Raw genomic sequence first — 13488 nt, 5'->3', positions numbered from 1 at the left:
TATACTCTTATATATATTATACCGCAATTTCAAAAATACGGACTAAGGTTTGGGTTTTATAGATTTTCTATTATCAGGTATACTTAGGGAAATACCTAAACTAGTCTTCATGAAATCAATCAACCTCTTATAGTTTGAGCTTTGCTTTTTGCCTCCCATTGGGATAATTCCCCCAATAACATTAAGAGGAATATCCATCTGAAAGGTTTTGTCATTATTACTAATCGCTTTTTCCAAAGCTGGGTTATATTTTATCAGTTTCCCAATTTTATCTACATACTTACTCCCTCCTTTTATAGATTTTACTCGTACCATCCATACGGGATCAGTAGTAGCCTTCTTCGATTTCATAGTTATCTTGTTCTTATTCAGGTAATCGTCCAAAGACTTGAGAAACTTCTTCGGGTGATCAGAAGAATAATAAACTGTATACTTTAGTCCATCATTCTTTCTTATGCCAATTCTAGAGAGCAATTGGATTGTATACCAGAACTTATACTCATCCTGACTAGTTTTAGATTTATATGCTTTCCTTAGTTGTCCCGATACAGACGGAGGTAAATCCCAATTACCGCAAAGGATAATATTCTGATAATCTCTGTATACATTGGTTGATTTGGTATCGGATGCACCATAATATGTAACAGTAAAACTACTTTCGGGTAATCCTTCTGTCAGTAGTGCTTCTCTAAGTTTATCAGCCCATTCCGATTTACCAGCCTCCTTAGTTAATGTTCTTTCATCATCCGTCCTGTAGTCTTTCCAGATAACAATCAGTGTTTTCCCAAATGAACTACTACAACATAAAGAGCAAACAGACTTGACGAATGACGCATACGTTGTATTATCCGGTTTATGTTTTCTGTTCAACCCAAAAGTCAATTCTCTAAAATCAACCTGACTATTATACTTGGGTACTATATCAAGTAGCTTAAAGCAGGAACCTTTACCCAACAACACATCTCCTGCTCCTTCATAGATAATCACATGGGATTTCATGCTGGGGTGTATCAAGTCAGACGGATAGAAATGAATATTACAGTTTTTATCCTTCATCCCCATCCATTCAGAGTAATACTTCGGTATCAACCCCAAAACAACATTCCGTTTGATTTGGCTAACCCTGTCTGTCCCTTTATAGAATTCCAAGCTCCCTCCCTTTATAAATGTATCATACATATCCTTTATATCCGCTTGGGACTTACACCGATAACCACCCTTTTTATTCTTCTCGGAGAATACGCCTAACAAACCTTTAGAGAAAGTAATGAATGGTCTTAAGAACAATGGAGTTTCATCAAGAAGGATATATTTTCTCAGGTTATCCTGCTGCATTAGTTTCTTGAAGTCACCATCAAATACAGGAACAACCGGATTAGGATTATTCGGTTCATAAAGCAAGAAATAGTTAATCAGGTCAGTAAAGAAACGTACATGTGTGATGATTAGAATCCTAATACGAACTATTTGCTCCGGATGTGTTTTGTACTCCTTCATCTTCTCAAAATCAGCATCCGAATGGATCATCAGTACATCATTGGGCTTTAAGGTTTCGCCATGTAGTATCTCTCCAATCAGATTATCTACGATCCATTGATACATTCTGTTACATTCGTTTTTCGTATCAACACAATATAATATACCTTGATCCCATTTCTGACGTATCAGCGATTTAATGGATTCAGTCTTTCCTGAACCACAACCACTAGAAATGCAATATCCATCCGGTGTGTCCGGTATTACTATCGTTCCAAACGGAAAAGGTATATCAAATCCGTTTTCTCCCGGATGAATCGTAACATTTATTCTTTCCGGTGTTCTATGAGGAAGACATAATATGGTTTTCAATAAATCCATAAACTAAAAACTGTTTCTTGATTTCCCCCCAATGTTGTCATACAGTTCGATGCTCCGGCTTAATTCCTTCTCAATATGCTGTCTCAATTTTTCAGGGCTAATGATAGGGGAATTCACATGGAACCTGATATTTTCTGGACATCCCTTGAAAGCATTTGCCGCTATATTACCAATACAAAGCGGCAGATAAATGTCGGTCAGAGCTACGCATCCTTCAAATGCAGACTCGCTAATATCCGAATCGGCAGGAAGGGTGACTTCTTTCAATTTTGTACATCCTTTAAATAAGTTTCTCGGTACTGTCTCAGCCCATTCTGGAAGAATCACCCTTTCAATGTATCTGTTTCCACAGAAAGCACCGGGAGACAAATAGGTTTCACTTTTCGACAAATCAATGCTTGCACTTTTGTAATGCATCCAATTAGGGATGCCACGATTTTCTTCATTCGTTTTCATTCTGTTATTTATTTGATTATTTATAATTTCATCTGTCACAATCATGTGGAAAAGACATATGAACCGCATCTTCCCCGGTTTGAATTCAATCTAAACATAATATAATTGAGATTAAGGGGAAGCCCCTTCATTCGAGGCTCCCCATGTGCATTATTCTCAGCCGAACATATTGTAGTTACTCTCTACAAAATTCTTAGGCAGTGTCTTTCTATCCACCCCAAGCAATCTGACTAAGGAATTCTTTAGGTAGATTTTAGGTTGTCCGGATAACTGCTGTAGTTCCGATAAAAAGGTTTGTGCTTCAACCGGATCATACGTTATTCCATTACCTGACATCAATCCTATTTTATAGAGATCGCAAAAAGGGAGAGAACCGTTAATCATCTGCATGGAAGACGGAAAGTCTACAATCGGTTCTATACTTGCAAATATTCTATACCCCCTGTTATGCAGTTTTTCCATAGCACCGATACGTTCTATATTGGATGATGCACCTTGTTCCAGTTCATCGTGTCCGGTCAGGGTAAATCCGAAAGCCACATGCTTCTTGTACTGGTCCTCATCAAAGTTCCCATAGCTAGCCAGCAATCCAAAGAGATTGTCCATGAAATCGGCACGCTTGGTCAGAACTTTCACATTCACACCGTTCTCCACACAAGTCTTTACTCCCTGTGCTGTCAGTTCCATTGTTTCAGGAAGTAGCGGATCAGTAGTAAAACTGAAAAATAATCCGAAGTCATGTAGTGCCTGCAAATTTTTGGAGAGTTCCTTCTCAAATACCGCAATAGCATCCTGTTCATCCTTGAAGGCTTTTTTCAAGGTTACTGTAGAACTCCACAAACCTGGCTTTAAAATTTCTGAGCAGAAACAATAGCCGCACCAATTCGAACAGCCAATATAAAAATTACAACCCCATTCTCCATATTCGGCAGCTTTTCCAGCAGGTTGATAGATTGCTTTACCATGATAATTTTTTACTGTTTTCATATTTTATTTTTAAATTTAAATTAATAATATCCACTTTTATTAAACCCTTTATCTCCTTCATTCCCGGGATATTATTAGGCAAAGAAGAGACTGTGGCAAGAAGATTATGACTTCCTGTCTGGTTACAATACAATTGTTCATAAGATTTTTATTGTTAAAAGTGAAATGCCCTATGCTTGTAAATACTTACTATAGTGTTCTATAAGGGAGACATAATGTCGTTTTTGATGATTCTATAAACTAAAAAATAATTATATTGATTGAAGGGTAATACTAGAACTCCTAAATTTCCTAATTATTATTTGTACGTTTTCATAGCAAGTAAGAATGTTATTCAGGAAATAGGTTTCGAATATACCCTTCATTGATTTATTTCATATTATTTCTCCACAAATAACATGCACCTATTAATAAAAAGATAGCAGAAGCAATATTTATAGTACATGCAGAACGTGTAATTGATTTAGGGGTTTTTTCTTCTTGTCCGCAAATTTCATGGGCTAAAACACCTGCTATAGTCGTTTTGTAACTCCACCCACCTTTACCCTTAGGTGGGGTTTGCGCTTGGTTATTGTTCTTTTTCGTTTGCACATATTGTATCTGCTGTTCTTTTGCCTTGTTTTGTATCTGTTTCCGAATCAGATCAGTTTGTTTGTCTTCGGTATTCACTTCTGTTTGAACATAAATAAAACCATTATTTACATTGCATTTTCCTTGCTCTAAATCTTTCATAATCATTTTTAATTGTTTTCTTGTAATACACAGTTTTTCTCTCAGTGCTCTCTTTGCTTCTTTTGATTGAGCATTTACCAATTCTTGAACTGAAATTTTGATTTTTTCCATTTTTATGTCCTCCTTATTTAATTTGTTATTGACTACTTTGTTGTTTTCATTGTTACTGATTTTACGTTCGGTTAACTGAACGTTAACACTACTTCCATTCTGAATAGAGTAGTGTCTTTTCTTGTTTTTACTTGTTTTCATGAAATAAATTATGTAATTTAAATTAAACAATGTAGGTATGTAAGGAATCGAACCTTATACGATTTATTCATAATACCAAATCATACCTTTGTAAAGCGAACCATCACTTATCAAGTATTTGGATCAAATCAGACTCTGACCTATCAGAGCTGAATGGTTGTTCAATATGTCAAAGAGCGCATGGATTGGTTATCCTTTATTGTTTTATTTTAGCAGTACATTTTATTAAGTTCTTTACTATTTCTATTAATTTTGCTGCAAAAATAGAAGGATAATTTCAAAAGGTTTTCGCAGTACATATATGATTGATTATTAGATTGATACGGTAATAAAATGTTTCAAATTACTAGGTATATGAATGTATCTTGCTATTTTTTGAAGGATTAATTAACATTAGTGTTATTGAGTTTAAAAAAATAAAGATGGAACGTGAAAAAAGAAAAGAAGAGATAGAAAAAGATTATTTAAAGGTCAAGAGATATTTAATAGAGGATGAAAAACCTCCAAAGTATACTTCAGTCATTAAAAACATAGAGCTTTATCTGAAGTCAATAAAATCTCAGCAATCTACTTTCATAGAATATATATATAAAAGATATTGCGAACTTTCTTCTATTTATAACAATCCCAATAATCTATTTGACTCACCATATATGTATTATGTTCCGGAACGCTGGCAAACTTCAACAATGGCGAGATATAATTATGAACAAAGTAAGTTGCAAATAGAGAATTCATCAAATAAAGGGAATTCTAATATGTTTGATTATAAAACCCAATATCGATTGTATCAACATAAGATTATGTTACCTGCAAATATTGATTTTCCTTGTGGAAAATATGACATCCATTCTTTTGAAAGAAAAGTCACACCTGAAAATATAAAACTATATAACGTATTGGTAAAAATAGACAAAAATAGGAAGAAGCAATGTAACCGATTTTTAGAGAATCTAAAAAAGAGAATTATCTCATTAAATATAAAATACAATATGGAGCGTTCCTTGATGTCTTTTCCTGTAATTGAGTTTATTCAAATAGAAACTCATTGGAATAAAAATAATCTAAAAACAGTATACGATAAATTGGTTGAAAAGGGATTTATCGAACCGAACAAAGGGGAATCATTTGTTTCATTTTTCTTAGGATATGATGAAGTAAATGATATACAGGCGATTAAATGGTATAAAACTCCTTCAAATCACAATTTTTCAGCTATTGAATTTTTGTTGATAGGATTAAAGGCATTAGATCAATTAGGTGAATATGTAATAAAATTTAATCTTATCACAGCTCAACATTTACAAATAAAAGAGCAAAAAAGAACTTTAGAATTGATTAAAAAAGAACAAAGAGAAGGGAGCAAAATGGAAATAGGGGGTAAACTGTTAAAAAGGTACACACAGGAACATAAGTTAGAATCGAAAAGAATTGAAATCGAGGATAAAATTGGGGGAATAGAAGATCGTATAAAATCATGGGAAGATATAGTCTTGACTATTCCTTCTTTTTACGCTGACAGAAAGCGAATGCTAAAGTTATTCGTAGATAAAGAAGAGAATGTCATTAAACCTGATTATTTGCGGATTAGAAAAGAAAATATGACTTTTCTTGTTGATATTTATGAAGTGTTAAAGAACGCTTTGGGAAATCCACCTGCATATTAACAGGTGGAATAAACCAAAGAGAAAATAGGTCTGTTCGACCAGATCCTCTGTGAACGTCATTAATTTATTCATTTGTTCATAATGTACTTATCAATGAGTTTTGCGTAATGGATTGTCATTTTTATCCAAAAACGAATTTCACAATCTTAGCATTAGCATCATTCTCAATTTTGAAGTTCCTTTCAATATAGATGTCAGTGATTCTCATGGCTTCATCAATATGATTCAAAGCAGCATGAACAGTGTACTTATCAATACCTACTTTATTAACAGCTAATGTAGCCCATGAGTGCCTTGCAGCATAGTACTCTAGGTCATCTACTTTTAATATCTTGCCAATCTGTTTTAATCCAAGATTGATAGCTCTATTGAAATTATTAGCACTATTGTACATGTGATAAAACCTGAATACTTTCTTGCCTGTGTAATCTTTATATTTAACTAAAAGTGGTTGTATAATAGGAGGTATGATAACTTGCATCTTAGCCTTATCGATCCTTCTGCCAGTAGTTTTACTTCTATAATAGGTAATGATATTATCTTGAATTTCCGAACAGTTATGTAAGTCTGCGGAGTTCATTCCCATTAAACAAAAGGATAATATGAAACAGTCTTTAGCCAAATTGAATGGACAATTTCTTTCTTTACCATTAGCATTAATGATATAAGGTAGTTCCCATATCTTCTTGATTAACTCTGCTGATAATGCTCTTTTTCTTGTAGCCTCTTGTTTAGGTATTTCTAGGTTCTCAAAAGGAGAATTGGGTATGAGAATGATATTTCTATCGTAGTCATTATACTTTTTCTTTGCTTCATTGAACAGATGCCTAATGCTACCCATATACAGGGAGACCATTCTGTTGGAAGGGATTCTCTTACCTTTCTTCTGGAGTTCTGTGACTTGTTTATCTCTTTTTTTATTGAGATAGTCCATGAACTCCATCATAAGTAACTTGGTAACTTGATTAGTGTTTAGCTTATCCTTACCTAAAAAAGTGATAAAAGCATTGATCGCTGATTTATAATTCTTCTTACCTTTTATCTCTGTGTATTCCAGCCAGTCTTTGCTAAACTGAATAAAGTCAATTGTTTTAGATCTTTCACGCTCTTCTTTTAGAAATGTTACTATCTCATTGATACTGTAATTGTTTAGCTCTAATTGTAGTTTAGCTGACTGTTCTTGGTAGTTACGTATTAAGTCGTTTACTTCCTTAATAAAGATTGGATTCTTTAGTTTGAAATCTTTAGTCAGGTCTTTCTTTAGCACAAATATACTTGTGGATAACCTTTTGATTTTGCGCTGATAAGTGATTCTTATCTTCACATTGTAAGTTCCATCACTCTTTTGCTCGTTTCTCATAATCTCTTCTCTGAATGTCAACATGTTACATCTGTTTTTAATTAATAAACTATTAATCAACAAATGCAGTAAAACTAGTGAAATGAAGCCAATGTGGTACTTGAAAACGAACCGCTTAAAACGAAGAAATCCTCAATAATCTACTGATTATCAAGGATTCTCTTTGGGGTGGAAGACCGGACTCGAACCGGCGACATTCAGAACCACAATCTGACGCTCTAACCAACTGAACTACATCCACCATGTCTGCGTTTCTCTAACGCGGTGCAAAGATAGATATTATCTTTAAATCTCCAAAAGATTCTACTACTTTTTTTTATAAAAAAGATATTCTTTTATTCCCCGATTATGCTTGCTGAAGAGGGATCGCGCATCATTTGCGAAGATTCTCAGAGAGTTACGTGCATTTACGGAAATGGAGTCAGTGGGAAAATTAATCGGTAGTAATTGATGATTCTTTTTTCCTGATTGAACGGGACGGGCTGTCCATACCAAGCTATATTCGCAATGGTTGAGTCGGGTGGTACTATCTTTTACTAATTCCATTTTAACCATCAGGCCACCATCCGTGCGACGGGCGGACATATTGGAAATATAATTCCCTAGTGAATAGACTACCAGATGCTTCTCGTTTGTCAGACTGTTTTCGCGAACTTCGATAGGTTGCACAACATGCGGATGACAACCGATTATGTGATTTACTCCTTTTTGAAGCAGCCAATCGGTCAGAAACTTCTGTTCTTTGTCGGGGAGTGACTGGTATTCGATCCCCCAATGCATACAAGCAATAATCGCATCGGGATTCAGTGTTTTACTTGCTTCGATATCTTTGGATATAATGGTCGTATCAATATAATTGACGATGTTAGGCGGAGTGACAGGGATTCCGTTTGTTCCGTATGTATAGTTGAGTATGGCAATGCGGAAGCCTTTTTTTTCTAATAAAAGAGGGTATTTATTTTCACGCTCTTCAGCGTTGAGGTACGTTCCGGCGTGTGGAATTTTTAAGGAGTCTATTAATTGTATGGTGCGTTCCAAACCTTTTCTGCCACGGTCGAGACTATGGTTATTGGCGGTTATCAGTACATTGAATCCGGCATTATGAATAGCGGTCAGATATTCATCGGGAGCGCTGAAAGCAGGGTAGCCTTTGTAGGGTTTTCCTCCGAGAGTAACTTCCAGATTAGCTATGGCAAAGTCAGCACTTTGGATTTCGTCTTTGACATATTCAAAATAGCTGGAATAATCGTAGCCTCCTGTCGCAGTACGTGCAGCGTTAATTTGTCCTTGATGCTGCATGAGGTCACCTGCAAAAAGAAGCGAAAGGGTGTCTGTTTGCAGGCTGTCAGTTGTCAGTATCTGTGTGGTAGTATCATTTTCTTGCGCTTTGCTGATACAAGAGAATTGTGTAACCAAGAGAAGGGATACTAATAGTTCTTTCATACGTTCAAGAGGATTATAATGTCTTTTCGAGAATGATTGTTACTTAGGCAGGAAACGGACATAATAAGAGAGGGAGAATCGTAATTGTTTTCATAACTGTCAGATTAAGGGAAGGAAAAGGACAGTGAAATGCATTTCACTGTCCTTCAATGTTCTACTTATAAATAGCTTTTTTACCGGCTAAAAGTGTATTTTTCATCAGTGATACAATCGTCATTGGACCCACACCGCCCGGTACGGGAGTGATGAATGAGCACTTTGGCGCTACCTCATCAAACTTCACATCGCCTGTCAGCTTGAAGCCGGATTTTTTGCTGGCATCCGGCACACGGGTAGTACCTACGTCGATTACCACTGCACCTTCTTTTACCATTTCTTCTTTCACGAAGTTGGGTTGTCCCAAAGCAGCGATAATAATATCTGCTTCCTGACATTCTTTTACCAGGTCTTTGCTGCGGCTATGGCATACAGTGACGGTTGCATCCCCCGGATACGCTTTCTGCATCATCAGGGCAGCCATCGGTTTGCCGACAATATTGCTGCGGCCGAGTACAACACATTTCTTTCCCGACGTCTCTATCTCATAGCGTTTCAGCAGTTCGAGAATACCGTTCGGGGTGGCGGATACATAGCAGGGAAGTCCGATAGACATGCGTCCCACGTTGATAGGGTGGAATCCGTCTACATCTTTACGATAGTCGATCGTTTCGATAACTTTCTGTTCGGAGATATGTTTGGGTAACGGGAGCTGTACGATAAATCCGTCTACGTCGTCGTCATTGTTCAGTTCGCGTACTTTGGCGAGTAGTTCTTCTTCGGTCACGTCACTTTCGTAACGGATGAGGGAGGATTTGAATCCACATACTTCGCAGGCTTTTACTTTGGCGGCTACATACGTTTCGCTGCCACCATCATGTCCTACAAGGATTGCTGCCAGATGCGGGCGTTTACCGCCACGAGCAACAATTTCGGCTACTTCGGCTGTAATCTCTTGTTTCACTTGTTCGGAAATGGCTTTTCCGTCTATCAGAGTCATATTTTCAGAGTATTTATTGGTGATGGACAAAAGTAAAATAAATAACTGAACTCTCCAAAAGGAATGGACTTTTTGTGGAGAGGGGACAGCGGAACATATTGGAATACGAGCAGGAAAGAAGGCAAAAAGAACAAGGAAAAGCTCTGATTTTCAGGCAAGAAAAACAGAGCCTCTGTTTAGGTGAAACGGAGGCTCTGTTTGCATCAATCAGAGGCTCTGTTCGGGTGAAATGGAGCCTCTGTTTGGTCTTGTCAGATCATGTTCTTATTCGTCAGTAATTTGCCTTTATACTCTCCGGTCAATGTACGGAGGAAGGCGACAATCTTATCTACTTCCGGTTGTGGCAGTTCGATGCCTAACTGATATTTGGCCATGGCGCGAACCGCATCATCCATAGTAGCCATGCTGCCGTCGTGGAAATAAGGAGCGGTCAGTTCGATATTTCTCAATCCCGGCACTTTGAAGCGGTGACGGTCACGCTCTGCTTTTGTCTGCTTGAATCGTCCGTTGTCTTCTTCAGTCATTTCTGCCTGACGGTCTGCGAAATAATCATGCTGTACACCGATCAGTTCATAAGATTGTCCGCCGAGGATTTCTCCCACATGACAAGTCGCACAATCATATTTCTTGAAAAGGTCGTATCCGGCGATTTCATCTGCGGTGATGGCATCTTTCTGTCCTTTCAGATAACGGTCGAAGCGTGAATTAGGAGTCAGCAATGTCTTTTCGAACTCTTGAATAGCATTTGTGATATTCTTTTCGCTCAATCCGTCGGGATATACTTCGTTGAATGCTACTACGAAATTCTTGTCTTCTGCCAGTTTGCTGATGATCTGATCGAATGACTCGCAAGCCATTTCTACCGGATTCAATGGAGGGCCGGCAGCTTGTTCTGCCAGAGTTCCGGCACGTCCGTCCCAGAATTGAACAAAGTTATAGGCAGCATTGTATACGGTCGGGGCATTGACACCGCCCAACTGACCGCCTACTCCTTCAGAATACTGCTTGTTGTCAACGCCACCGGTGTCCAGGCCATGACAGCTGGCACATGAAACGGTGTTGTCTGCCGATAAGCGGGTGTCGTGATACAACAGATTTCCTAAGACCACTTTGCGTACATCGACTGAGATCGAGTCGGCAATGGGACGAATCGGTTCGTTAATGAAATCAGGTGCTACCGCTACATCGGTATACAGTCCCATGCGGTGATTTTTTACCCAGCTCAGTGCTACCTCTTTCTTTGCATCGTTGAAAGAAGCTCCCCAATGTACAAGGTAATACTTTGCCTGCGGCATCTTTCCGTCGAGGATTACTTTTTCTACTTTAGCCAGGTCAACCGGATTAAGAGGGCGGCCTTCCTTCATGTCTTTCTCCATCTGAGTCATGTCAAAAGCGCGATAGGCTTTGCTCACGTCTTCCATTACAATTTTTCCGGCGACAGGCATATTTGCATAGAACGGCAGTTCCGGTGTCGAGGTATGGCATCTCAGGCATCCTGCATCCGTAATAATCTGTTGCATCTGCACGTTTGCTTCCAAATCGGCAGAAGGCACCCGGTGCATCAGTCGGTAAGTGACTGCCAATGCCGCCACGACTACCAATAATGCTACGATTAGTTTTGTACTTCTCTTCATTTCACATTTGTTTTTTGAGGTTAGTTATTACGATTATATAAATGTACGCTTTGTTGGGCCGCCGGCAGGTAATTGACTCCATACCAGCACATTTGTAAAGCAAGGAAGGAGACAATGAGCAGGGCATAGAGAGTTTTCTGTCCGGTTCTTCTGAACAGGCGGAGGTGAATGTAGAGCAAATATCCCATCCAGGTGATGACTGCCCAAGTTTCTTTAGGGTCCCAGCTCCAGTAGTTTCCCCAAGCCTCCTTTGCCCAAAGAGAACCGAGTAGCATACCGATGGAAAGAAAGGCGACACCTGCGTAAACCAGATTGTCTGCTGTGTGCAGGTATTCTTCTTTATGACGGAACAGTCCGGTCAGGGCGATGATGAAAGCACATCCCAGAACGGAATAAGAGAACATATATACGGTCACATGAGGGATAAACCATACACTTTGCAGCGCAGGCATCAATGACTGGTCGTGTATCTCAGGCTTCATCAAATTAATGATCACAAAAACTGTGGAAAGTAACGTCGAGAAAGAGAGAATCCAGCGATACTTCCATCTGATATAGGTTAGCAATCCTGCTATTCCCATGAAGAATGAATACCACAAGCGGGTTTCTCCCATAGTGCGTAATGGAGGGCGCTGGAGGAATATCCATAATCCGGCAATGAATACTCCCAATATAATAATGCCGCTGGAAGTAAAACCGATTGCCACCTTACTTTTCGATGATGAACGAAGGGCAAATACAGCTCCTGCCAACCATAAGCAGTTGGATACTGCTGCAAATACATAGAAGTTATCCCAGTTTATCATACGCTTTAGCTCCGTTTACAAATAAAAGAACTGCTCCTGCAAGCATCATCAGAATACCCGCTACCATCACATACTTCCAGGGTTGTTTTACGACCTGTAGAATACAGTAATTGCTTTCGTTGCCTTTCGTAACGTCGTATCCGGTGAGGTAGACGTCTTCCCCCAGTCGGTAGGAATAGGGGTGGTTTACTTCCAACAGAACGTTCTCATTCCCCAAACGTACATTGGCGGAAAAGCGGGAAGGACGTCCGTTCGGGTAATATTCTACAGCGAACGAATTGAGTTCCATATCATAATCTAAATAATAAGATGCGCCATTCATGTCGAATGCCTCATGTGTCGGTTCACCTTTATATAAAGGTATGCGTAATGTCTGCGTGTCACTGCTACCCAGAAATCCGGCAAACAGAGCCAGCCATAAACCTGTATGGTTCAGAATAAAGCGCCAGCGTGCTTGTTTGCGATGCCGACAGGCGTGGATGGTGATCATCGCCAGATTGCTTAATAATAATAAGAGTATAGAAATGAATATCCATGAAGTCATGAAATTGTAACATCCCAATGAGGCTGATATTCCTTTGCGCATTTCGGCTTCCGGTTCAGATAGCTGGGGGAAAAGTCCTATGATCAGGCAACCACCGATAAACAGGCTGATAGATAAAACGCTGGCTTTGGATGAACCGAGAAAACGGGTGATTCTTAGATTATTATATTCTTTATATAGTATCCATAACAGGAAAAGCCAGATCGCCGCAAAGATGATATTCAGCGGAAAGGCGAGAAAAGAAACAGGAAAGTTTCCTGTGAACAACTGCATGGCTGCTGCAAATAAAATGTAACCTGCTACATATACATAGTACATATTCGTGCTTCTGTTTTGTTATCTTTTGCAAAGTAAAGAAATAAAAATGAATATTCATATAAAATCTTTATAAAATTGTAATCGTTACAAGTAGATAATGATATTAATATGAGTTTAGGGTAATCCTTCAGTGTAGTTGTTGGTGAAAGGGGAGAGGATATGGAAGCTAAAGCTACGCTTTACAAGGTATAAAGCTATGCTTTACAAGGTATAAAGCTATGCTTTTCACTCCCTAAAGCATAGCTTTATACCTTGTAAAACGCAGTGTTTTATATTGGACTTACCATAGCGGGAGTAGTCGATACAAGAGGTAGTGGAAAGTGGAGATTTATAAAATTGAAGCTGTCTGATAAAAAGCTGATTGATATAGGAAAGTGAAATCTGTAATACCAAAAA

The 13488-nt window shown here is 38.4% G+C and carries 11 protein-coding genes and 1 tRNA gene; 1 reads left to right on the top strand and 11 read right to left on the bottom strand.

The window, feature by feature from the left end:
- Positions 1–42 precede the first annotated feature (42 nt).
- The 4 genes from ACHLI0_RS06135 to ACHLI0_RS06120 all read right to left on the bottom strand — a co-directional run bounded on the left by ACHLI0_RS06135 (position 43) and on the right by ACHLI0_RS06120 (position 4284).
- Positions 43–1857: a hypothetical protein gene (locus ACHLI0_RS06135; protein ID WP_369897833.1), complete on the bottom strand. Its 1815-nt coding sequence runs from the start codon at positions 1855–1857 to the stop codon at positions 43–45.
- 3 nt (positions 1858–1860) lie between these two features.
- Positions 1861–2313 (bottom strand): leucine-rich repeat protein, encoded by a 453-nt coding sequence (locus ACHLI0_RS06130; protein ID WP_369897835.1) that lies wholly within the window; start codon positions 2311–2313, stop codon positions 1861–1863.
- 156 nt (positions 2314–2469) lie between these two features.
- A complete protein-coding gene (locus ACHLI0_RS06125) occupies positions 2470–3300 on the bottom strand; it encodes a radical SAM family protein (RefSeq protein WP_369897837.1) in 831 nt (276 codons plus the stop codon).
- Positions 3301–3669: 369 nt separating this feature from the next.
- Entirely contained in the window at positions 3670–4284 is a 615-nt protein-coding gene (locus ACHLI0_RS06120) for a hypothetical protein (protein WP_369897839.1), read from the bottom strand.
- Between the two features lie 422 nt (positions 4285–4706).
- On the opposite strand from ACHLI0_RS06120, the gene ACHLI0_RS06115 reads away from it, so the two are divergent.
- Positions 4707–5951 carry a hypothetical protein gene (locus ACHLI0_RS06115; protein WP_369897841.1) on the top strand — a complete coding sequence of 415 codons (1245 nt, stop codon included), beginning with the start codon at positions 4707–4709 and terminating at the stop codon, positions 5949–5951.
- 121 nt (positions 5952–6072) lie between these two features.
- Here ACHLI0_RS06115 and ACHLI0_RS06110 read toward each other — a convergent pair whose 3' ends face one another.
- The 7 genes from ACHLI0_RS06110 to ACHLI0_RS06080 all read right to left on the bottom strand — a co-directional run bounded on the left by ACHLI0_RS06110 (position 6073) and on the right by ACHLI0_RS06080 (position 13092).
- Entirely contained in the window at positions 6073–7335 is a 1263-nt protein-coding gene (locus tag ACHLI0_RS06110) for a phage integrase SAM-like domain-containing protein (RefSeq protein WP_369897843.1), read from the bottom strand.
- Positions 7336–7475: 140 nt separating this feature from the next.
- A tRNA-His gene (locus ACHLI0_RS06105) sits at positions 7476–7552 on the bottom strand.
- A 65-nt stretch (positions 7553–7617) separates the two neighbouring features.
- Positions 7618–8754 (bottom strand): CapA family protein, encoded by a 1137-nt coding sequence (locus ACHLI0_RS06100; RefSeq protein WP_490748664.1) that lies wholly within the window; start codon positions 8752–8754, stop codon positions 7618–7620.
- Between the two features lie 154 nt (positions 8755–8908).
- Positions 8909–9790 carry a bifunctional methylenetetrahydrofolate dehydrogenase/methenyltetrahydrofolate cyclohydrolase FolD gene (folD, locus tag ACHLI0_RS06095; RefSeq protein WP_490748663.1) on the bottom strand — a complete coding sequence of 294 codons (882 nt, stop codon included), beginning with the start codon at positions 9788–9790 and terminating at the stop codon, positions 8909–8911.
- A 251-nt stretch (positions 9791–10041) separates the two neighbouring features.
- The gene (locus ACHLI0_RS06090; RefSeq protein ID WP_413555541.1) at positions 10042–11424 is read right to left on the bottom strand and encodes a cytochrome c peroxidase; all 1383 of its coding nucleotides are present in this window, start codon (positions 11422–11424) and stop codon (positions 10042–10044) included.
- 20 nt (positions 11425–11444) lie between these two features.
- Entirely contained in the window at positions 11445–12230 is a 786-nt protein-coding gene (locus ACHLI0_RS06085; protein WP_413555540.1) for a cytochrome c biogenesis protein, read from the bottom strand.
- Positions 12214–13092, bottom strand: a complete 879-nt coding sequence (locus tag ACHLI0_RS06080) for a cytochrome c biogenesis ResB family protein (RefSeq protein ID WP_413555539.1) — start codon at positions 13090–13092, stop codon at positions 12214–12216. The genes ACHLI0_RS06085 and ACHLI0_RS06080 overlap by 17 nt, the downstream gene beginning before the upstream one ends.
- Positions 13093–13488: the final 396 nt, after the last annotated feature.

The organism is Bacteroides sp. RCH18, from assembly GCF_058231005.1.
The sequence above is the reverse complement of the archived record's forward strand: the minus strand, read 5'-3'. Positions and strand labels throughout refer to the sequence as shown.